At 51.3% G+C, this 21,984-nt stretch carries 21 protein-coding genes, 1 tRNA gene and 1 pseudogene; 7 read left to right on the forward strand and 16 right to left on the reverse strand.

Annotation, left to right across the window (positions count from 1 at the left end; genetic code table 11):
- Positions 1–311: 311 nt before the first annotated feature.
- From C1N60_RS14745 to C1N60_RS14775, 7 genes are all read right to left on the reverse strand, one after another.
- Positions 312–599 (reverse strand): helix-turn-helix transcriptional regulator, encoded by a 288-nt coding sequence (locus tag C1N60_RS14745; RefSeq protein WP_394521037.1) that lies wholly within the window; start codon positions 597–599, stop codon positions 312–314.
- Positions 600–650: 51 nt separating this feature from the next.
- Entirely contained in the window at positions 651–1,358 is a 708-nt protein-coding gene (locus C1N60_RS14750; protein WP_394521038.1) for a fimbria/pilus periplasmic chaperone, read from the reverse strand.
- Positions 1,327–3,702, reverse strand: a complete 2,376-nt coding sequence (locus C1N60_RS14755) for a fimbria/pilus outer membrane usher protein (RefSeq protein ID WP_394521039.1) — start codon at positions 3,700–3,702, stop codon at positions 1,327–1,329. The genes C1N60_RS14750 and C1N60_RS14755 overlap by 32 nt, the downstream gene beginning before the upstream one ends.
- Positions 3,703–3,739: 37 nt before the next feature.
- Positions 3,740–4,468 (reverse strand): DUF1120 domain-containing protein, encoded by a 729-nt coding sequence (locus C1N60_RS14760; protein WP_394516789.1) that lies wholly within the window; start codon positions 4,466–4,468, stop codon positions 3,740–3,742.
- Between the two features lie 210 nt (positions 4,469–4,678).
- Positions 4,679–5,137 (reverse strand): hypothetical protein, encoded by a 459-nt coding sequence (locus C1N60_RS14765; protein ID WP_394516790.1) that lies wholly within the window; start codon positions 5,135–5,137, stop codon positions 4,679–4,681.
- The gene (locus C1N60_RS14770) at positions 5,134–5,970 is read right to left on the reverse strand and encodes a winged helix-turn-helix domain-containing protein (protein WP_394521040.1); all 837 of its coding nucleotides are present in this window, start codon (positions 5,968–5,970) and stop codon (positions 5,134–5,136) included. Before C1N60_RS14770 ends, C1N60_RS14765 begins: the two co-directional genes overlap by 4 nt.
- 839 nt (positions 5,971–6,809) lie before the next feature.
- A complete protein-coding gene (locus C1N60_RS14775) occupies positions 6,810–7,076 on the reverse strand; it encodes a host cell division inhibitor Icd-like protein (protein WP_394521041.1) in 267 nt (88 codons plus the stop codon).
- Positions 7,077–7,844: 768 nt separating this feature from the next.
- Here C1N60_RS14775 and C1N60_RS14780 point away from each other — a divergent pair.
- Together C1N60_RS14780 and C1N60_RS14785 are read left to right on the forward strand one after the other, a co-directional pair.
- Positions 7,845–9,116, forward strand: a complete 1,272-nt coding sequence (locus tag C1N60_RS14780) for a diguanylate cyclase domain-containing protein (RefSeq protein ID WP_394521042.1) — start codon at positions 7,845–7,847, stop codon at positions 9,114–9,116.
- Between the two features lie 1,262 nt (positions 9,117–10,378).
- Positions 10,379–10,813, forward strand: coding sequence for an SDR family oxidoreductase (locus C1N60_RS14785; RefSeq protein ID WP_394521757.1), 435 nt, complete (start codon positions 10,379–10,381; stop codon positions 10,811–10,813).
- A 408-nt stretch (positions 10,814–11,221) separates the two neighbouring features.
- On the opposite strand, the gene C1N60_RS14790 is transcribed toward C1N60_RS14785, so the two are convergent.
- Genes C1N60_RS14790 through C1N60_RS14800 form a run of 3 tightly spaced genes read right to left on the reverse strand, consistent with a single transcriptional unit; the run spans position 11,222 to position 13,516 of the window.
- Positions 11,222–12,967, reverse strand: a complete 1,746-nt coding sequence (locus C1N60_RS14790) for a DNA primase family protein (protein ID WP_394521043.1) — start codon at positions 12,965–12,967, stop codon at positions 11,222–11,224.
- On the reverse strand, positions 12,964–13,332 hold the full coding sequence (locus C1N60_RS14795; RefSeq protein WP_275027875.1) for a hypothetical protein: 369 nt from the start codon (positions 13,330–13,332) through the stop codon (positions 12,964–12,966). Before C1N60_RS14795 ends, C1N60_RS14790 begins: the two co-directional genes overlap by 4 nt.
- Positions 13,322–13,516: a hypothetical protein gene (locus C1N60_RS14800; protein WP_021509672.1), complete on the reverse strand. Its 195-nt coding sequence runs from the start codon at positions 13,514–13,516 to the stop codon at positions 13,322–13,324. Before C1N60_RS14800 ends, C1N60_RS14795 begins: the two co-directional genes overlap by 11 nt.
- A gap of 308 nt (positions 13,517–13,824) precedes the next feature.
- Here C1N60_RS14800 and C1N60_RS14805 point away from each other — a divergent pair, with 308 nt between their 5' ends.
- Complete coding sequence (locus C1N60_RS14805) at positions 13,825–14,004, forward strand: hypothetical protein (RefSeq protein ID WP_264249170.1); 180 nt, start codon at positions 13,825–13,827, stop codon at positions 14,002–14,004.
- A 304-nt stretch (positions 14,005–14,308) separates the two neighbouring features.
- Here the strand turns inward: C1N60_RS14805 and C1N60_RS14810 are convergent.
- From C1N60_RS14810 to C1N60_RS14830, 5 genes and pseudogenes are all read right to left on the reverse strand, one after another.
- Positions 14,309–14,491 (reverse strand): annotated as a pseudogene (locus C1N60_RS14810) (helix-turn-helix transcriptional regulator); the annotation flags it as partial.
- A 207-nt stretch (positions 14,492–14,698) separates the two neighbouring features.
- A complete protein-coding gene (locus C1N60_RS14815) occupies positions 14,699–15,484 on the reverse strand; it encodes a hypothetical protein (protein ID WP_394521044.1) in 786 nt (261 codons plus the stop codon).
- A 144-nt stretch (positions 15,485–15,628) separates the two neighbouring features.
- Positions 15,629–16,855, reverse strand: coding sequence for a tyrosine-type recombinase/integrase (locus C1N60_RS14820; protein WP_394521045.1), 1,227 nt, complete (start codon positions 16,853–16,855; stop codon positions 15,629–15,631).
- A gap of 165 nt (positions 16,856–17,020) precedes the next feature.
- A tRNA-Arg gene (locus tag C1N60_RS14825) sits at positions 17,021–17,097 on the reverse strand.
- Between the two features lie 95 nt (positions 17,098–17,192).
- On the reverse strand, positions 17,193–17,696 hold the full coding sequence (locus C1N60_RS14830) for a DUF1198 domain-containing protein (RefSeq protein ID WP_262264315.1): 504 nt from the start codon (positions 17,694–17,696) through the stop codon (positions 17,193–17,195).
- Between the two features lie 175 nt (positions 17,697–17,871).
- Here C1N60_RS14830 and folD point away from each other — a divergent pair, with 175 nt between their 5' ends.
- The gene (gene folD, locus C1N60_RS14835; RefSeq protein ID WP_394521046.1) at positions 17,872–18,738 is read left to right on the forward strand and encodes a bifunctional methylenetetrahydrofolate dehydrogenase/methenyltetrahydrofolate cyclohydrolase FolD; all 867 of its coding nucleotides are present in this window, start codon (positions 17,872–17,874) and stop codon (positions 18,736–18,738) included.
- Positions 18,738–18,950 carry a ribosome-associated protein YbcJ gene (gene ybcJ, locus C1N60_RS14840; RefSeq protein WP_010618497.1) on the forward strand — a complete coding sequence of 71 codons (213 nt, stop codon included), beginning with the start codon at positions 18,738–18,740 and terminating at the stop codon, positions 18,948–18,950. The genes folD and ybcJ overlap by 1 nt, the downstream gene beginning before the upstream one ends.
- A 148-nt stretch (positions 18,951–19,098) precedes the next feature.
- Here the strand turns inward: ybcJ and cysS are convergent, their stop codons facing one another.
- Positions 19,099–20,484, reverse strand: a complete 1,386-nt coding sequence (gene cysS / locus C1N60_RS14845) for a cysteine--tRNA ligase (RefSeq protein ID WP_021508630.1) — start codon at positions 20,482–20,484, stop codon at positions 19,099–19,101.
- A 218-nt stretch (positions 20,485–20,702) separates the two neighbouring features.
- Here cysS and ppiB point away from each other — a divergent pair, with 218 nt between their 5' ends.
- Positions 20,703–21,197 (forward strand): peptidylprolyl isomerase B, encoded by a 495-nt coding sequence (gene ppiB, locus C1N60_RS14850; RefSeq protein ID WP_021508631.1) that lies wholly within the window; start codon positions 20,703–20,705, stop codon positions 21,195–21,197.
- Positions 21,197–21,913 carry a UDP-2,3-diacylglucosamine diphosphatase gene (locus C1N60_RS14855; protein ID WP_058781235.1) on the forward strand — a complete coding sequence of 239 codons (717 nt, stop codon included), beginning with the start codon at positions 21,197–21,199 and terminating at the stop codon, positions 21,911–21,913. Before ppiB ends, C1N60_RS14855 begins: the two co-directional genes overlap by 1 nt.
- Positions 21,914–21,984 lie beyond the last annotated feature (71 nt).

Here is a 21,984-nt window from a genome sequence, read left to right on the forward strand (position 1 = left end):
TCTGCAGACGTAAAAGCCGGTCGTTTTGAGTTGCAGAACACATAATCTCACGCGTTGAAAAACAGAGTAATATTCCCTAAGACGAGCAGCCTTGTGTGGTCAGAAAAATACGCGGTTTCACCACCTCGGTTGCCTGTGAACGCGCTCTGCCCCTACCCCACAGTGCCGGAATGCCAGGCTTCTACCAAAGTGCCACGAAATGGACATGCATTATGTGAAAGTTTCGATAATACATGTCCAATGGTATGGCTGATCTGAACGGGAACGTTTTGTCTGACAATAAGGTATGTTACCGTTAAAAGTCTGGCTAATCAGGCACACCGCCCCCCTTTATTGAAGGGTTTCAACATGGCCTTTTTGACATCACTGAGACTTAAGCCACGACGCTGGGATATATACCAGACGATCAGTTCATTATTATTTTTTGCACCGAGCTTTCGCATGATTCTGCGCTTTAAATAACTTACCGATTGATGTCTCATACCGACGCGGTACGCGATATACTCCAGCTTTAAGCCCGTCATGATAAACCAGATGACGATAGTTTCTACGTCACTAAGTACCACGCTTTTTCCATGAATCCCTTTTACGATAAGCAAAACACCCTCACTTAAACTGAAAGTTTCTTAAATATTTATTTATAACAACGCCTATAATATGACTTTGTTGCTTTTTAACTGATAGTTGTAGTCGCTGACGCTCACTATATTGAGATGCATGCCATGAAGTAACTGACCGGAGGACGCAGAACACATTTCTTCACCCGGTAATACGTAGGATTTCTTAAACGTCACGGTGATGTGTTTTTCATCCGAATTCATCGTCGGAACAAAACGAAAAACTTTGGCACTGGGATTTTGTATACATAGCTTCCCCTCATCGAGACGGTACTTCACGATCTGCCACATATCTTTTTGTTCAATGTTTTTTCTCAGGTTGACCACAACCGGAAGATCCTGCCCGATAAGAATTTTTATCTTACCTTCACTGACCTCATCCTGAGGGGGCAGACCGGTGAAAACGACCCGGGCAATATGCTCATGACTGTCAGGGGAGTTGGTCCGGTAAATGATGCGAATACTTTGTGTATCACCCGGCGCCACAAGAATAGCCTGCGGTTCGGTAAACAGGGTGCCATACGCCAGATCATCATCGGGTAGCTTTCTGATTTTACTGTAAAGCAGTACACTTTTATTACCGTTATTTTTTATATCGATAGAGGCTTCATTCTTACCCGCTTCAATAATCACAGCGGAGGATGAAGGTGTAATTTCAGCCAGGGCGGAATGGGACAGAACCGCTGCCGTTAACGCCGACGCAGCAAGGCTACGCGCCATTACAATTGAAGATAACATCATTGATACTTTCCTGTTTTTTCAGATTAAATCTTGTTAGTCTGCACTGCACATTTATTCTGGCTGGTGAATACATACCTGACTTCTGAAGCTCGTTGACATCATTTTCATTAATCAGAAGAATGTCCTTATCAATAAACCGGGCTATCAGTTTTCCGGCAGCATCGTAAAATAGATCGTCCTGTTGTATCCATGCAGGTTTACTTTTCCAGCGCATTAATAAGGAACGGTTGTTTACCACATGAAAATCAAAAAAAGGTACTGCCCCCCGCTCAGCAGAAAATTCCCTGACGTTATTTTTAATAATAACGCCAGGCGGCAATCCTTCCGGATATACGCGTATAAAGTCAGCACTGCCTGCCGCCACAGAAGTAATGATTGCTTTTCCGTCATGATTCGTCACAACACTGTTTCGGAGCGACGACACTTTCAGATATCGATGCACACCAGTATCCACCACGGCCCAGGTGTCACTGATTCGCCCCGGAGAAAAGATAACGCCTTTCCTGCTCATTGCGATGGATCCCGACAGAGATACCGCGGTCATCCGGGATGAGTTCCCACTGTCGTTGCCCTGTGACAGTGAAACATCCGCTGCGGTATAGGGCGTACTGACGTTATTGTCCAGCATGTAAGACTCGGATCGCGTCCTCCCGGATACCCGCTGGTGGCTGGCAGTGACGGTATATCGGTCCGTAACCTGTGCACTCAGTGAGTTCGAGAATCGGCTTCTTTTCGCGTAGCTGTAATACTGGCTACGCCAGTTTGCACTGTGTTTTTTAAAACTAAACGGAATACTGAGTGACAAATTCGTACTGACTTTATTCCTGACAGAACGGCCTGCCACAGGGGACATATACGACAGCCCTATTCCCAGTGAAGCCATACCAGCGGAGTAGTTCAGACTGGCCGAAACTGCATCATTGCTGTGTGCACGATAAAATCGATAATGCGTAAGTGAGACACTCCCCGTTATCCTGTCTGATAAGGGCTGAGTTTGTGTAAGGCTGATGCTGCTCCGCCCGGAACGGTAATGTGCCTGTTGCGCCTCTCCCACATAGCTGAAGTGACGACTGTTAACGCTATAGCTCAGACTGGTATTTTTATGGTTGGTTGTAACGTTCAGACTCAGACTGCGCTGCCCTCTTTCATTCTGTACTCCCGTCAGCCACATCGTGGAGAACAATCCCTTGTAAAAAGTTGTGTTGCTGACTGCCAGGCCCCGGTACTTTCCCGATGTAACCATGGCCACAGAGGGAGCCATATTTTTTCCCAGTGCCTTGCTGAACCCCACGCCATTCACTATCCGTCGGGACCCACTCACTGCACGCCCTGAAAAGGCGTAGTAGCCGGTCATGCCGTATCTGTTTGTGGTAATCTGGCCGCGGGAAATTATCTGTGAATAGATAACCTGATCCTGACGCTTAACCAGCACCGTAACATCACTGCTGAACCCGGCAACCGGAATATTACGCAGTTCAGCGTGCCCCTTCTGAATGATTTGTTTCCAGAGAAGCAAATTGTTTTGCCAGAACTCCACCGTGAGGACTTCAGGGGCATCATAGGAAAAATTAATATATGCAGACGCGTTTCCCTCGGCAGAAGAAACGATTGCACCATCAACGTAACCTGTTCCGAATCCACCGTCATTGACTATTGTACGTCCAGCACGAATTCTCACACGGTTAAAATCCCGTTCAATATAGCCATCACGCACCTGGTTGACTGAAGACGATACGTTTTTACTCCGGTACTGACTGTAGTTTCCATGCACCCGAATTATCGCATTATTCACGTTGCCTCCTGCCTCATAGTCGGCATTAAGACTGCTGAACATTCCGGAAACGCTGGAATAGCGATAGGCGTAGGTATTGTAGTTGATGAAAGCGCCGCGCCCTCCACGAAATCTCGCTTTATCAGCAGGCTCTTCAAGCAAATCAGCCGGCACAATGAGGCGCAAAGCGTTATCAGAGCGGTCGAATTTATAGCGAACCCTCTCATCCAAAAAATAACCAGCCTCGCGCTTACCCCTGACGTATTTCCTCCATGCACTATCTTTAATCCTCAGCTTTGATTTCACTGCGCGTGTAAATATCAACAACCCGCTCGTCGAATGAATTCCTCCTGAAGCGATGTAAAATCCATTTATGTAAACCTCAACCTTCCTGTAACCTTCAGGTAAAACATAGCGATTTAACGCGTCATTTAGTTGCTCAGAGGATATGCCGTTTGCAGCAATAAGATTTTCGTCAAAATGTAAAACGTCACCCCAGGCGTTGGCATCCCAAAGAAAGCAGGCACAAATATAAATAGATAGAAATTTATTAGGCATTTTAATATAAGGCATCCCTTGAAGAGATGCCTGCGTTCTTTAATTCGACCAGTCAGAAGTAACGCACGTTAACCTGCGCTGTTCCCTGCCACTCTATCTTCTGCGCATTGCTAATCAGCTCACCTTTATTCAGTTGTGGCTCGATGTCCAGCAACCACGAAATTGACTTACCCACCGCAGGCTTATTAGCCGCTTCATCCCATGGCGTCCAGTCCTCAGCTTTACTGTAACTCCATTGTGAACTCAGAATTCTTGAGAAAATAGAATTATTGTGTGAACCGCTGACCTGATATCCGACTGAGGTGGAGTTAGTCACACCGTCGACTGTCGAAGAAACCGGAGAAAGGGTGAAGTTTCCTATCTTATTTTGGGTTACAGGATCCAGGCCCAGCCCAAAAACACGCAATTTGGCGATGTGACCTACCTTTCCAGAAGTATCCATTCCCTCCAAGGCGCTATTTTCGTTAGGATCTGTAGCCCAGAAAGCGACACTCTGCGCTGATGGACAGCTTACCTGCAACGTAACCTGCTTTTTTGGCAAAGTATTAAAATCATGCTGTTTAAGATTCTCATGCTGAGTCGTTGCCCAGTCCAGAGAATCACCGCCAATGATACTGGCTGTACAGGCATTTGGCGAAATAGCACCATGAACATTGATATCCATGGCGGCAAAAGACGAATTAGCAAATAAGAAGCTACCTGTAACACTAAAAGCAACGAACCGTTTTAAACACATAATGACAATGACCCCCTGTATTTTCCTGCAAGTGTATTCCTGCAAGTTGATTTCAGGGAGGACTTTAACCGGCTGGGAGAACTGAGAGTAGTTATAATATATTCATAAAAATTAAATAAAATAAAACAATTAAATTCAATAGGTTACAACCAATTTCTCTGTTAAAAAATGTAGTTTTCAGAACGTGATGAAGTTATTTAAGAGGCGCCCCATGACTGTACGAGAAAATTTTTCTGTCAGGGGCCCCTTCGTTAATCAATGTATCTTTTCGCAAACAAAAAGCGGTGTTGTACTGGTAAAGATTAGTGAGCTATGGTGAGTGACAGGACGAGAAGTCCAGACAAGCGTTTGCCCCACATCATAAAAGAAAGAGGGGAACCATTCCTTTTCCACTTCCCGGCTAAGCGACATCTGAGGTGAAACGGAAATGACCCTGGATGTAGCAAGATAAACATTATCTTTTTTTTCATAGGAAAAACTGATTGTCTTGCTGATGTAGCCCACCGTTTTTCCCCTTTTAGACAAAACCCCCGAAACAGATACTGTGCCAACCCCGGAAAAGAGATGCTGAAATGTCACCAGGTTGAGTTTGTCGTCACCTCTTATGAAAGAAAATTCCGCATGACATTTTTCCGGTACAAAATGGCTTCCACCATACGACATACAAAAGAAGGTCGCCACTCCCGAAACCACGAAGAAAATTATCTTTTTCATTTCCGCATATCCTCAATGTAGTATAAGGAGTAGCATTCTGAGGGTATTTTATCATTTAAGGGATTTCGGCAGATAACCAGTGAAACTCTATCGGAAAACCTGTAACTGGTGAGGTAAGCATAACGGTTATTTTCACACCTGAGATTGAGGTCATCAACAAGCCTGAACATTTCACCCCCTTCGAAATCATTTTTATTATTAGAGTAAATGACACACCCTTTGTAATAAACCGGATTTTCAGAGAATACAGGAGCAACGTGCATGTTTAAATCTGTATAATAGGTGATTCCCCCGATAACCATCCCTGACAGACACGCTAACATCCACCCCACTTTACTGTTCCTGCACATTACAACATGACTTTCGCTCTTCAATGGCAGAACAGTTTTCGATGGTTCCATTTCAGCGACAACATTAAAATTTATAAAATCATCCTTTTCTTTTTTATCTTCTATGGTCATTTCTTTAGCATTAACATCATCAACCACAATCCATTCTGGTTCTGTCCGGTTAATTTTCGTCAGGGGAGATAAAAGAAATCCTCTTCGCGGCATCGTTCTGATTATATCCTGCTGCAGACCGGCCTTAATGAGCGACTTACGCAGTGCTGAAATATTCTGATAAAGAGATGTTGAGGTTGGTTCCATACCAAATCGTCGCCAGGCATAATCATAGAACTGATCGTGCGTTACCAGTTCCCCGACATTATTAATAAGAAGTTCAAAACATAGTGCAGCCGAGGCGCTCAGACTGGATGTTCCCTTTTTACCCGAAATTCTTTTTTTCTCCGGCTCGAAATCCACCACACTATTAATAATGATTTTCCTGCTCATCCCTCCTCCTCTGGAAAAAAACCTCACTAAGCTTTAACTCCCACGCTGCAGGTTGCGTCAGTTTCTGATGACGAATCCTTACGTCTCCCGCAGGCATATCAACGTGGCCATAGCGTCATTATTTTCTCATAGAACAACATCACATAAAATAAAAAGGAGTATCTAAATAAGTCAGAATTATGCTACCTATAAGAAACGAATTTTATATTCATCCTAAAGACACAGGTAATATCGTGACTACATAGTGGTTCAATCATTAATTTAAGGTCGCCCCACCCCCTTCATCATGCGTATGTCCATTACGTCAGGCTGTATACCATGCGCAGAGAAGTAAATTTTCCAAAAATTGAATTGGCAGGCGTCATTAACGATGAAGTAAAGGGCTGGCAGGCGGCGATTTTACTGCTCTGAGCAGGCATCAATGCCTAAACGGAACGGAAGATACAGACCGATCGTTTCGGGATGTCGCCACCACAAATGATAATGACTGACTTACAGAAACTGAAAAGCAGAGGGAGGAGAGAGAAAAATGCCCTGAATCAGGAAATGTTCACCGAATCGAAGATGCATAAGCCGGTAGGATTGCACTGCTCATCACGCAACGCAGTAGGCCAGAAACACGGTGACACGAAAAAAATAGCAGAGTCAGCCTAATTATTACAGGAGATACAAGTGGCACCGCCACGCCTGTTTCACTGATGCATTATGCTGCACCACCTGATCCTTCAGGCGCGGTTTTGCAGCAGCTGAGTTTTTCCTTTTCTTTATCCGGTCGCTCCTGAAATCATTATGTATACCTGACGCACCACCTTAAGGTCGTGCAGGAAATGGATGACAAATCAGGAATTCATGGACTTACACATTTCCCCTTCATCTGCAGGCTGCTGCCCCAACAAAGAAAGGATAAAGTAGGGGGCCAGAATGCGGCGGGCTTCCTGTTCTGAATCCGCCACAATACAAAGACGGAACGGGAGAGCGGACCGGTCCTCGCGTGAAGCAGCCAGAAAGCGATACTGGTACTTAGGGTGCGTCTGGGTAGGTTTGTTCATAACCACAACGGTTGCTCCGGTTAACGGTCGGACAATTGGCCTGATGGCGATGGCCATACCTGCAAGCGTCACTGTTTTGAATCACATGAACTGCGTTTATGGTAGCGACTCCCTGGCATAAAATCATCCCAGTTATCACCCCCCCGCGGAAGTCAAAAAAAATCAGACGCACGTTGCTGATTCGGACAGGACTGAAACAATGCGGTCTGATGATGCCATGGGTGCAAATCGATGCGGGTTTCCAAGGCATTGCTAACATCAGGCGCTAGCACAGGGGTAATAGTGATGACGGTATCGCACAGATCCTATGGAATGTAACAGATCCTGCCAACAGTTATGTTAAAGGGATCCGTCTCTTCACGCGGGCACCCAACTGATGCGTGCTCGCTTATCAACGGGGCTTAAGAACAGCGCCTTGACAGTGCAGCCAGCCAATCATTCACGAATTAGCCAGATATTGTACGACGATCACCCAAATGATAATTAACCATAGGGGTGAATATCTATCTCCTGAGAGTCCGGTTATAGTTTACGGTCGTGCCGTTAAAGGTTGTTTCCACATGCGCCGATAATGTAAGTCACATCACCTGAACGTATAGCGTGCTACAACTCACTCTCACTCATCACTGCGGGTAGAAAGTACGGCTGCAAGAGTGAGTAAACAGAATGCAGAATACGCCATTGCTCCTGCCGGAGCGTCACATAACGAAAACCCCTCCCGCTCTTCCCATCTGGTTTTCGGGGCAGCAATGCGGGTTACCGACGGCGGCACTGACGGAGATTGAGCGCGTTTAGTTTCGTCAACAAACATCGGAGACGATCACCTTGGACACTGTTATTACATCAACTTTTTCCGCTGTTTGGACCACGGACGACCAGGGCGTTTGCATTACCAGCCAGGAATACCCTGAAGGTTTGATACCTGCATTGAAAGGAGTCACCCTCAGCGCATGGCTGAAGTTTGCGCAGGCAGACGATGATGCAAAAATTGCACAGCAATTGACGGCTGCGCTTGAAGGCGTAACCCCGTTTCATATTGAAGTACCGATCCGTTGTCTCGATGGAAAAATGCGACGGGTGATTTTTTCTGGCCTGCCACATTGTCAGCCTCCGCCTGATTGCTCTCATTATCAGGGGTTTATTCTGGATATCAGCGGTCAGCGTAAAGCGCTTGAGGACGCACTGCGCACGGCAGCGGAATACCGCCTGTTAATTGAAAACAGCACTGACCTTATCGCCCATTGTGATGCCAGCGGCAGGTACGTATCCGTCTCACCGTCATACAGCGCAATGATGGGCTGGTCAGCAGATGAAATGACCGGGCAGCGGGTAATTGATTTTCTGCATCCTGACGATCGGGGCCCCGCGACAGAAGCGCTGGAGCACATCTTCAGTGGAGGTATCCTGCCAGACGTGGTGGAAGTCAGAAAACGGCATCGGGATGGTTATTATCTTACCCTTGGCACCAAAGCCTGCGGTGTCAGTAACCCTTCGACGGGCAAGAACATCGGCGCAGTGCTGGTTTCACGTGATATCACTCGCGATAAAGAGCGGATGGAAAGGCTGGAGAAAATGGCAACCCGCGACATGCTGACCGGGTTACCCAATCGTGCGTGGATCAATACCCGAATTGAGCAGATGCTCGCACAGCATGAAGATGCAGACTACACAACCGTCCTTTTTCTTGATCTCAATGGATTCAAGGCAGTCAATGACACCATGGGGCACGCCGCGGGCGATACGTTATTGCAACAGGTCAGTAAGCGACTCGATCAATGCATGCGTCCGGGCGACACTGTGGCGCGCCTGGGCGGCGATGAGTTTGTCATAGCCGCGAGGTGCACTAACCGCAAGGCGGCATCCTCCATTGCCCAGCGTATTAGTGAGAGCCTGGCAGAACCTTTCACTATCAATAAAATGGAAGTGCGCGTGGGTGCCGCAATTGGCATCAGCCTTGCGCAATTCGGCACGGCATCCGCCAAAACGTTACTGGATAACGCCGATGTCGCGATGTACCAGGCGAAAGCACGCCGTGATGGGTCTTATCAGTTTTTTGATGCTGCGCCACAGATTACGAATGTGCTGAAGTCAGACTGACATCCCTGATTCATACCTGCCACTCAGCTCCTCTGCAGAAGAGCCCTTTCGCAACGTACAAGCAACAAGACGGCGAGAAAACGCGTTGATTTAACTACGGGGGGCACGGTGACCTCCCGCCTCCTGTCTTAACAATGGTGGTTAACACACTCTTAATGCACAGACAAAACCAGGATAACCCACCAGCCGGGCCTGCCATAGCTGGCCCTTAATTATCACAGCATCACGTTGATACGGGGAAACGTCTGACTGAATGAACGGCATAACAGGTGAATGTTGCGATAATCATCCGCCCCCCTGTCCGGGCTGGGGCGAATAGTAGGCGTTTAATGTGGCAGGTGGGAGTGAAAATCTTCAGCGTAAAAACAGGCAGCGCAAAAAAAACCCGCGCTGAGCGGGCTGTAAAGAGAGTACTGAAGGTCCATCATGCTTATCACTGCGGCATGGTATCTGAATAATAGTTCATGCATGAAAACTGTCCAGTGTTGTCCCCCGAATGCCGCCATACCAGTACTCGCCGGGCGCGCTCGCTTATTCACGATTTTTCATACGTCCTGCTTTTTTTCTGGGACAGAACACCTAAAAAAGTGCCGGATTTTAAGCGGTAACGCAGGTTCAGACATTCGCTGTGTGCCGGACCAGTAGTATGTCCGTTATCTGGCCATCGCGATGACATCATTTATGCTCATGTCCCTCTCAGCTTTGATGATTCCTCTCCTCCGCCATAATAACCCGCCTGCCGTAATGGACGCATTTTTTGCTCGCCTGACGCATCAGCCACTGGGGGATGAAAACGCAGATTCAGGGCGAATTGCGGTAAGTGGGGGATTGTCAGAAATCAAATTTTCTCTAGCTTTCAGTTTTTACTTTCATGAACTGATGGCAGGCCAGTGGCCCTGACCTTCCGGGACAACGGCTTTATGGCCGGTATGCTCCTGAATCTGGCAACGTGTATTACGCCTTGCAGTGAGGGGGACTGGAGGCAAAAAAGGCCCGCCAGGGGCCGAAGTGGGGTGAAACATATTTTTTTTTGCCTTCACCGTTCATTCTTGCTGAGTTATTTATTATGACAAGCGTAAGCGGTAAAAAAATGCGATTCAACGTTCACTTTGTCATGCTGAGCGCCGTCAGTTATGTTCAGCCCAGGTCAACATCGCATAACTCTTTCCTGTGGTGCCTAATGCCGGTTCATTACATTTGCAAGCTTAATCAGCGCAGATCTTTCCAACGCCAGGCAGACACAACAGACTTTCGAAGACGTTATACGCGTCAATCTCTATCCCGCTGTACAGGGAACACAGGCCATTCTCGCCGGCATGAAAGACCGGGGCTGGGGGCGAATCATCAATATTTCCAGCCTGACGGTGCTTGGCAGTGTTGAACGGACAGCTTATGCCGCTGCAAAAGCGTCTCTGATCAGCTTCACCCGTAACTGGGTACTGGAACTCGCTCAGACAGGTATTACGGTGAACGCGGTGGCACCGGGGCCGACTGAAACAGAGCTTTTTCGGGCGAATAACCCGCCAGGCAGCGCAGGTGAAGAGCGCTATCTCAGGGGAGTACCAATGAGGCGATTTGGCAAGCCAGACGAAATTGCGGCTACTGTTGCTTTTCTGATGTCACAGGATGCCGGCTTTATAACCGGCCAGCCCCTCTTTGTCGATGGCGGGGCATCAGTGGGCCATCAGTTCTTTTAACGCGACAGTCATAAGGATTGAGTTTACTAAAACGCTTAAGGTGAGAAATGGCACCTGAAACTTTAGACGTTGCCGTTTACATCAGTCTCTAAGCTGGCTGACACCTAAGGCCTCTGATATTCGTAAAATTCAGAGCAGCAACGTTTTCAAACGCACGAAAAAAAAGAATAGTGGTTTAAGTGTTCACCTGTTCACCTTTGCTGTTTTTATATTGCTTATCAATAAATTAAATGGTGAATGCTTTGAGTAATAGTATTCACCGAGTGTTCACCCTGGTGGTCACCCTGGAAGGCATAAAGGTGAACAGGTGAATACCTGGTGAACACTTAAAGAAAAAGTATTCACCCTTTAATATTATGATAAATAAATATTTTTCTACAGAGTGAACACTGGTGAACACTTTTTTAATTAATTTAATTTTTCTCCTGTTTTACCAGTACAATGAGGCAACCATTCTTCAGCCTCGGGGGTAAGCGTAAGGTTTGAGCGCATGCCCTGCTTTGTCCTTTTCTTCTCATACAGTTTTCCATGTTCGGCAAGGGCGCCAGGCATGTCTGTGCCAAACCGCATGAGCGATACCGGCTTGCTCAGCGCGTTCGCCCGCATGTAAGCCATGTAGGCATGATAGAGATAGCGACGCGGGCTGAACGGAACAATTTCTGCGTTGCCGATAAACATGCCGTCACACTGCGGTGAAGCGGTCAGGTAACCGCAGAAATCCACCAGCGAATCGCACTCGCGCTTGATGGTCAGGGCCTCCTCAGACGTCTGCTGTTCAGACAGCAGCTGACGCGCCTCCTGCTGGTCCGTAAAGCGGGTAAGAAGGTGGCGGATGATGACCGGCAGCTCAGCCTCTATCTTTGCCGTCATCAGCGGATCGCGTTCGTCTTCCGGGATGACCCGTGAAAAGTTAAAAATGACCCGGCGCCGCGATATGCCCCCGCTGCGATCGCTGAAGGTCATGGCATTATTGTTGACGGCCAGAATGACGGCCGGGATGCGCGTGGAGTACGGCGGCTTGTGCTTGGGGTCGATCGCCACCTTGTCCCCGCCCGTAATGGCCTTGATGCCGGCACCGTCGCCGGCATAGCGGGTCATGTCCGGCATGATGATGAGCGAGTACCCCACGATGAGCGCGCGCTCGCGCGGGTTCTCCAGCGCGGCCATGCTGGCTGAGACGGTGTTGCCCTTCCCCGCCAGCATGGTGCAGATTTCGGCCATCACGCTTTTCCCGCTTCCCCCCGCCCCCGTGACCTCAAGGAACAGCTGCCAGTCGTAGCGGTTGGCCATCACCATATAGAGGGCGGCCAGTATCCGGTCGGCCTTGCGCGGATGATGCCCGGCGCACCCGTTCAGCCACTGCTGAAAAACAGGCGCGTGCCCGGCCAGCGTCTCGTTCTGCACCGCCGCCGTGAAGGTGACGTCGCTGGCGATAAGCAGCCAGTCACCGGGGTCGTGCGGGCGGAAAATCCCCTGCCGGGTGTCGAACACTCCGTTACGGAAACCGACAAGATGGCGGGACGGCGCTCCCATCACCGGCAGGCTCAGCTTCATGGCGTCGACGGCATTCTTCATGGCCGGCATGGAATAGGCCGTTTCGCTGTCGATAAAAATGGCCGCCATCTGGCGCGCCAGCGCCCGGTCGCTCAGCGGCTGCCAGACGATGCCGTTATAGTGATGCACCACGTCTGAATCAGCATCCAGCGCCAGCTGCCCGCTGTAATGCTCAAGAAGCACCCCGCCGCGCTGGCTGGGCCCCATCTGGGAAAGGGACAGCCCCGCCTGGCGGGGAGCTGCCGGCTGCTCTTTACCGGCGGGAAAAAGGCGGTTGATACGTTCTGAATCACACAGCAGCGCCTTGACGGCCTCCCCGCCGGTGTAACCGGCAATCAGGTTCATCCGCGTCTGACGCTGCTTCCTTTCGTCTGTCTGGCAGAAGCCTGCCTCACACAGGGCTTCATAGCTCATGCCGCTGCCCGGCACAAAGTCCTTCATTTTCTGCGCCAGCCGGCCGTAGCAGGAATGTTTATCGCGGTGCCGTGAGGCGGCCTCACGGGCCGCTTTTTTATCAACGGGATGACCATTCACCCACAGGTAGATGCAGGTGAACAGCGCGTCAGACAGGGTTTCCGTCTCCGTTTCCGTCACGCTCATTTCGGTATCCCTCCGCTCATCTGGAATTTGCCAATCAGCGGATGGTACCAGTACGCCGAGCCGTACTTCCGTTTGGCCGCACGCAGCACCAGACGGGCCGCCTCACGGAATTTTTCGTCCGGCACCAGATAGCCTCCGGCCCTGTGCCGCACCAGCATCACGCCGGCGTTTTTTGCCAGCTCCTCCGCCTTTTTGGTCGAGATGCCAAACTCCGCCGCCAGCGTGCTGACCGGCGCCATGCCGGGCGGAATGGTGCCGCCCTGTGAATCCACCAGCGCGTTCAGGCTGGCCTCCAGGTCCCCGACGCGCGCAGTGAGCGCCTCCACCCGGCCGGCCAGCTCGTTAAACTTCACGTTACTGATCATGGTGCTTTCCTCCGTCAGCCCTGAGCGCGCGGTAAATCTCAAAGTTGATGTCGCAGGCCAGGCTGATGAGATGCCGCAGCTGGGGGGAACATTCCTGACAGGCCTTGTCCATAATCACCTCAAACAGCGAGGTGGCCATCTCGGCCTGAAATTCCGCCTGATCTAAATCCATGGGCTCACGCATTTTGGGCCTCCTGAACGGGCAGCGGGTCCGCGGGAAAGAGGGCAAGGCAGCGGATATCCTGCTCTGAGCCGGCGCCGGCGCAGAGACGGAGCGGGGATACAGACCGGTCCTGACGCGAAACGGTCAGGAAGCGATACTGATATTTGGGGCGAGTTTGGGTATGCTTGTTCACAGCCATAACTGTTACTCCAACTAACGGTTTGGTCAGACGCCCTGACAGTGGTTCCAAGCACTGTCGGGGCGTTGTCTTTTGGTATGCACGTGTCATACACTTACTAACACTTAAAAAGTAACCAGGTGTCAGACAAGTGTCAACCAAAGATATTAAAGCCAAGGGTAACAAGCAGATCGCGCTACGTGTTGAACCCAATTTAGAAGATGGGATCAAACAGGCAATCAAATTGGATGGCGATGCGTCTGTATCTGCATGGATAAAGCGCATCATTCGCAAAGAGCTCCAGTCCAGAGGTATAGAAACCAAAGGCTGACCAGTTATGGCAATGGCCGCCTTGATAACTGCAATGTTCTCTGCTCTGTCCCCCGGAGCCGCCTTATGGCTGGATGAAGGGTGAGTCTGGGCACTGCCAGTTAAGGCAGTCATTTTTTTACCAATCATTTCTGTTACTCCGAATCAGTCTTTAATCAGAGCCGCCGCGACAGCGAGGGTGATAGTGCAATTAATCCATCGCAAGAGCGCGCAAGTTATTTTCATTCTGATTTAGAAGAGGCTTTGTATGCATTTGCGCTCCCGTTGTGTTGGGTTTTATCGGCGTTTAAAGATGGTGTAGCTGAGCGTGACGCATTGATGCGTTCTTCAATCCACGCATCGATCTCGCTTTCGATAAACGCAATCGCGCGGGCGCCAATTTTGACTGGCAAAGGGAAACGTTTTTCACTCATCAGGCGATACAGCCAGGCTTTGCTGTAGCCCGTGCGACGCTGAACTTCTGACAGGCGGATAAGTGATTCAGACATAGTGACCTCCTGATTCCTCGTGTGGTTTACAGGACTATTTCAGCAAGAAAAAAGAGGGAGATGTGGAAGCAGAGGTGAAATAACTGGAAGTGTAAACAAACTAACTGGAAGTGTTTTGCTGGCATTCCCGAAGTGAAAGCCGATTTGGAAGTCTGCAGAAACAGTTTTGGAAGTCTCTCCGGCTTGATGGGCCGAAACTGGAAGTGTTCAGGGTTCTGTTTTAACAATATGGCTTTTCAGCGCCGCTCTGAGTAAATCTGTCATCGCTTTACTGGTTATCTCTGTCCCCTTTCCATACTCATTGATCGCCTTTCTCGCGGCTTCAACGACTGCACTCTTGTTCAGTCTGGCCCCTCTCAAATAACGACCGCCGGATTGTTCAAGAGCTACAGCCAGACCAGCAATCATCATCAGCGCCGTTTCCTTACCAGCGAAACGCCCCCATTTCACAGGCTCAGCGGCCAGAGCAGTTATAGCTTCGTCAGCCGACAGGGGATCGGCTGATGCATTATCCGCCCCTTTACGACTCAGTTTCTTATATTGCTCGTAGAGCTTAATCGCAGCAGAGAGACCGTCGGAGAATTCGACGGGAACAGCCATGTCATTATGGAGCAGAAAAAGGATCAGCTCTGTTTTTTTGAAATAGAACCCTTCGTATATCTGGAACCCCTCCACCAGATAAATATCGGAACCAACCCCAGCGGATGCCTGAGGAAACTTACACCCGCTCGCAATTTTGCTGAGAAATTTTAAACTTTTATTTTCCAGGTCTTTATCGGATGTAAAGCCCTGGTCACGCGAATAGCGGTAAAAGCGAAACTCACACAGGTTATGAGGATATTCACCTTTAAAGGCTCGCATAGCCCGCACCATCAACAGTGCACCCTCACACATTGTGCGTTTGCTGGCTTCAGCAATAACCTCAATGGCATCCGTGAAATGCACGGCTTCAGCGTGTTCTTTATCCAGTTCTTCGAAGTTAATCTTTTGCATATGACGCACAGCATTCGTCAGCGATAGTGAGTAGATGAGGAGGCAGATGTTCAAACGTTTTCTGATTTCAGCCACCACACTCGCTGGCTGTTTTTTGTTCTTATAAAGTCTACTATCGTCTACTCAATGGGTCTACGGGTTCGTTCAGAGCCAGCCATCCGTACTCTGAGGCATGCCTGCCGGAATTCGGGCTGTTGCCTTTTCCTGCGATTCGAGAAAGTCGGCATACCACTGAAGCATCGCCCGGCGCCCCTCCAGATACTGGGCATGGTTATAGACCCCCCGGATAGTATTTTTATCAGCATGAGCCAGCTGCGTTTCAATCCACGCCGTGTTGTAGCCCCGCTCATGAAGAATCGTGCTCATGGTGTGACGGAAGCCGTGCCCGGTGACTTTTCCGTCATAACCGATGCGCTTGATCACCTGATTGATACTGGCTTCGCTCATTGTTTTTCCTGCGTCGTTACGCCCGGGAAAAACAAAGCGACCGCGCCCGGTCAGCTGTTTTAGCTCTTCAAGCAAAGCCAGCGCCTGACTGGACAGCGGAACGATATGCGGGCGACGCATCTTCATTCGCGCCGCCGGAATCTGCCACAGGGCTTTATCCGGATCGAATTCAGCCCATTCAGCCGCCCGTAATTCAATCGTGCGCGTGCCGGTCAGCATCAGCAGCCTTGTGGCATACTGCGTCACTCTGCTGCCTGTATAGCCGCTGAGCGCGCGCAGGAAGTCACCCAGCTGGTCAGCGGTGAGATGAGGGAAATGCTTTTGCTTTGGCGCTTTCAGTGCGCCGGCGAGATCGGTAACCGGATTCTGTTCTGCCCTGCCGGTAATCACTGCATAGGTGAAAATCTGTCGGCATGCCTGCCGGGTTTTCTTCAGCTTATCCAGAACGCCACGCTGTTCCATCTTACGCAGTACGGAAAGCATGTCGGTCGTTTTGATGTCAGTAATGGCACGCCTGCCAATCCAGGGGAAAACATCTTTGCGCAGATATTCGAGAATGTCGTCCGCATAGCCCTTAGACCAGCCCTCACGCTTGTGCGCATGCCACTCCTGAGCCAGCTCTTCGAAACTGTTGGTGACGGCTACACGCTGTGCCTGCTTTTCAGCCTGCTTTACCTCACCCGGATCCTGTCCTGCAGCGAGCAGGCGCTTCGCCTCGTCACGTTTTGCCCGGGCATCAGCAAGAGGGACCTCAGGATATACCCCCAGTGATAACAGTTTTTCTTTGCCTGAGAATCGGTACTTCAGTCGCCAGTAACATGAGCCACCGGGATGAACGAGCAAATATAACCCACCGCCATCGGACAGTTTGTAGGGTTTATCTTTGGATCTGGCAGCGCTGACCTGACGGGCGTTTAGCTTCATTTTGGGGGTATCTCATTTCATTGAACGGGAGATACCCCCAAATGTACCCCCAGAATGATGTAGATTCCAGCAGATAAGGCTGTGCCTCAGCAGACGCTGATTTAGATAAAATGCTTGTTTTTAAGGGATTTTGTAGACTTCAGGAGAGGTTAAAAGAAGAGAGAATGGCACGCCCTACAGGATTCGAACCTGTGACCTACGGCTTAGAAGGCCGGTGCTCTATCCAGCTGAGCTAAGGGCGCATAGAAGATGCGTCGGATTATACGTCGGCACGCTGGCGCGTCAACGTTTTTGCCGCCAACGGGCAGCAGAGTGTCGAGGGAATGAACAATTCGCCTTAATGACGCTGACGCCACTCGCTCAGCGAGACCAGATTACTCACCTCCGCGGATTCCCCTTCCAGTTCAATCCCCTGCGGCGTAAAGCGCGCATTATACTGCTCGCGTAACGCATTCAGCTCCTGGCTGTCCGGCTCCAGCTGGCGCAGGAACCCCAGCGCCAGCAACAGCTGCTGCCGTGAAATCAGAGCGGAGAAGCCCGCTTTCGTCAGGATGTTGTGCCAGCGCTGGGCGTTCTCATCGCTGCCATCGACAATCAGCACCTGCCAAATCAGCAGCACTGCCGCGCCATTATTGAGGTGCGCTTCGTTGTCGCCGCGAATGTAATCGGTGAACTCGTTTGCCGCCTCTTTGCCCATCTGCGCAAGCAGCGATTCAACATGCACCGGCGGCAGCTGCAGCCGCTTGCTGAGCGCCTGCGCGGCGTGGCGCGAACCGGCGGTCAGCAGCTGAAATCCCACAACAAACACTATCGCCAGCGTGGCGAGCATCAACCAAATCATCACGTGTTCCACATCATTGCCTGGCGGGCATAATACGCGCTAAGCATTGCGCGCGCCACGGCGAAAAATCGGGAAACCGGTCGCGTAAACGAATCTGTGACTGACAGCCGCACGCGCTTCTGACAGAATAGGCGCCATCCCCGATTTAACTCTCTACAGATGGATTTCCTCTCTGATGGCAGCAAAAATTATTGACGGTAAAACGATTGCGCAGCAGGTGCGCCTTGAGGTTGCCGAAAAAGTGCAGCAGCGTCTCGCTGCCGGCAAACGCGCCCCTGGCCTGGCCGTGGTGCTGGTCGGTGAAAACCCGGCATCGCAGATCTATGTTGCTAACAAACGCCGCGCCTGCGAAGAGGTCGGTTTTGTGTCGCGCGCTTATAACCTGCCCGCCAACACCAGCGAAGCTGAACTGCTGGAGGTGATCGATGAGCTGAACAATGACGACGCTATCGATGGCATTCTGGTGCAGTTGCCGCTGCCGGCCGGGATCGATAATGTCAAAGTGCTGGAGCGCATCACGCCGGATAAAGACGTTGATGGCTTCCATCCTTATAACGTCGGTCGTTTGTGCCAGCGCGCCCCTAAGCTGCGTCCGTGTACGCCACGCGGCATCGTGACGCTGCTGGAGCGCTATAACATCGATACCTACGGCCTGAACGCCGTGGTGGTTGGCGCATCGAATATCGTTGGTCGCCCGATGAGCATGGAGCTGCTGCTGGCCGGCTGCACCACCACCGTCACTCACCGTTTCACTAAAGATCTGCGCCATCACGTCGAGCATGCCGACCTGCTGGTAGTGGCAGTCGGTAAGCCGGGCTTTATCCCGGGCGACTGGATTAAACCGGGTGCGATTGTGATTGATGTCGGCATTAACCGGCTGGAAAGCGGCAAAGTGGTCGGCGATGTGGATTTTGCGTCAGCCTCTGAGCGCGCGGCTTACATCACTCCCGTACCGGGTGGCGTTGGCCCGATGACGGTCGCCACGCTGATCGAGAACACGCTGCTGGCGTGCGAGCAGTATCACGACGTGGAGCAGGCATAATGGCGAGTTTTTCACTGGGTAAACATGCGCACGTTGATTTATGCGATCTGCTGAAGCTGGAAGGCTGGGTGGAGAGCGGCGCGCAGGCCAAAGCGGTGATCGACGAAGGCGAAGTGCGCGTCGATGGTGCTATTGAGACGCGTAAGCGCTGCAAGATTTTTCCCGGTCAGACGGTTGAGTTTGCCGGTCAGCGCGTAACGGTTGTGGCCTGATTTTTACCAGGCAAATCCGGACCTGTAGCGGCGCAATTTATTGCGCAATGAATTGCGCCGCTACGATAAGTGCATCAGGTTAATTACCCATAAACAATAGGTTATAGTTAGCCGTATAAAAAGGGCGAACCGCAGTTCGCCCTTTTTGTTATTTACGGCGCCAGCTTGACCCCTGCGGGCCATCTTCCACGATGACGCCCAGCTCGTTCAGCTTGTCACGCGCGATGTCCGCCTGCGCCCAGTCTTTCGCGGCGCGCGCATCGGCGCGGGTTTTCACCCAGTGTTCAATCTCCGCCACTTCATCGGCATTGACCTGTGCGCCACTCTGCAGGAATTGCTCCGGATCCTGCTGCAGAATGCCCAGCACATCGGCCAGCTGACGCAGTTTCGCGGCCAGCGCATCGGCAGCGGCTTTATCTTCACCCTTCAGACGATTCACTTCACGCGCCATATCAAACAACACCGAGTAAGCTTCCGGCGTATTGAAATCATCGTCCATGGCGGTGCGGAAGCGAGCTTCAAACGCCTCACCGCCGGCTGGCGTCGCGCTGGCATCGGTATGGCGCAGTGCGGTGTACAGGCGCTCCAGCGCCGCGCGTGCCTGATTCAGGTTATCTTCGCCGTAGTTGAGCTGGCTGCGATAGTGGCCGGACATCAGGAAGTAGCGCACGGTTTCCGCATCGTAGTGCTGCAGCACATCGCGCACGGTAAAGAAGTTGCCGAGCGATTTCGACATCTTTTCCCGGTCAACCATCACCATGCCGGAGTGCATCCAGTAGTTCACGTACGGGCCATCATGTGCACAGGTCGACTGCGCCACTTCGTTTTCATGGTGCGGGAACATCAGGTCTGAACCGCCGCCGTGGATGTCGAAATGGGTGCCAAGCTGTTTGCAGTTCATCGCCGAGCACTCAATGTGCCAGCCCGGACGGCCATTGCCCCACGGTGAGTTCCACGCCGGCTCATCGGCTTTGGACATTTTCCACAGCACAAAGTCCATCGGGTTGCGCTTCACTTCCGCCACTTCCACGCGCGCCCCGGCCTGCAGCTGTTCGAGATCCTGACGCGACAGCGCGCCGTAATCTTTATCGCTCAGCACATCAAACATCACGTCGCCGTTATCCGCCACGTAGGCATGGCCGCGATCGATCAGCTTGCCGACCAGTTCGATGATCTCCGCGATGTGGCGCGTGGCGCGCGGCTCGAGATCCGGCGGCAGAATACCCAACGCGGCAAAATCTTTGTGCATTTCGGCGATCATCCGGTTGGTCAGCGTTTCGATGCTTTCCCCGTTTTCGTTGGCACGTTTAATGATCTTGTCATCGATGTCAGTGATATTACGCACGTATTTCAGCTTATAGCCCACGTAACGCAGGTAACGCGCGACCACGTCGAATGCCACAAAGGTACGCCCATGGCCGATATGACAGAGGTCGTAAACCGTGATTCCACACACGTACATACCGATTTCACCGGCATGAATGGGTTTAAATTCCTCTTTCTGGCGACTCAGGGTGTTATAGATCTTTAGCATTGAACGATTCCGTTGTTTACGTGTGCGGGATACGCCTTCTTGATGTAGCCGGTTATTGTGCCGTATTTTTCCGACTTGTGCATCGCTCGCTTCGCAACTGCCGTTGCCTTACTGACGCGTTATTGGAAATTGTGATATAAGAGGCGTCTACAAAAATGCCCCGCCGCCTTGCCGGTGCGGCAGTTGATACTGACGACAACCTCCACAGGACGAATATAATGGTCACTTTCCAGACGAACCATGGCGATATCGTAATCAAAACCTTCGATGACAAAGCGCCGGCTACCGTACAGAACTTCCTGGACTACTGCCGTGAAGGTTTCTACGACAACACCATTTTTCACCGCGTGATCAACGGTTTCATGATTCAGGGCGGCGGTTTCGAGCCGGGCATGAAGCAGAAAGCCACCAAAGCAGACATCCGCAACGAAGCCAATAACGGCCTGAAAAACACCAAAGGCACGCTGGCGATGGCGCGTACCCAGGCACCTCACTCGGCTACCGCACAGTTCTTCATCAACGTTGCCGATAACGACTTCCTGAACTTCCGTGACGAAAGCCTGCAGGGCTGGGGTTACTGCGTGTTTGCTGAAGTGGTTGAAGGCATGGACGTGGTCGAAAAAATCAAAGCAGTGAAAACCGGCCGCAGCGGCATGCACCAGGACGTGCCGGTTGATGACGTGATCATCCAGAAAGTGACCGTCAGCGAGTAATGTCGCGCACGCTGTTTATCGCAGATTTACATCTGTGTCAGGAAGAACCGGCAATCACTGCCGGTTTTCTGCATTTTTTGCAGGGGGAAGCGCAGCAGTGTGATGCGCTTTACATCCTTGGCGATCTGTTTGAAGCCTGGATTGGCGATGACGATCCTAATCCGCTGCATCAGCAGATCGCCGACGCCCTGCGTGCCCTGCCGGTGCCAAAATTCTTCATTCACGGCAATCGCGACTTCCTGTTAGGTCAACAGTTCGCCCGCGCCAGCGGCATGACGCTGCTGCCCGAAGAGCAGGTGCTGGAGCGCTATGGTCAGCGCGTGCTGATGATGCATGGCGACACGCTGTGTACGGACGATCACGGTTATCAGCGTTTTCGCGCCAAAGTCCATCAGCGCTGGCTGCAGCGGCTGTTTCTCGCGCTGCCGTTGCGTCTGCGCATGCGCATTGCTGCGCGGATGCGGGCCGACAGCAAGCAGGCCAACCAGCACAAGTCACTGAGCATCATGGACGTCAACCCGCAGGCAGTAGCCGCGGCGATGACGCGCCAGCAGGTGTCGATCCTGGTTCACGGCCACACCCATCGCCCGGCGATTCATCAGTTCGAGCTCGCCGGCACGCCAGCGCAACGCGCGGTGCTGGGCGCGTGGCATGAGCGCGGATCGATGATTCAGCTGGACGCACAGGGCGTGCAGTTGATCGAATTTCCTTTCTGATTGTTTGCGGCGGAAATGCCGGTTTTCCGCCCACGCAACCGTTTTCCTTGCCGCTGTCTCGTGCTATTCTC

The sequence above is a fragment of the Pantoea sp. SGAir0184 genome (assembly GCF_043544755.1).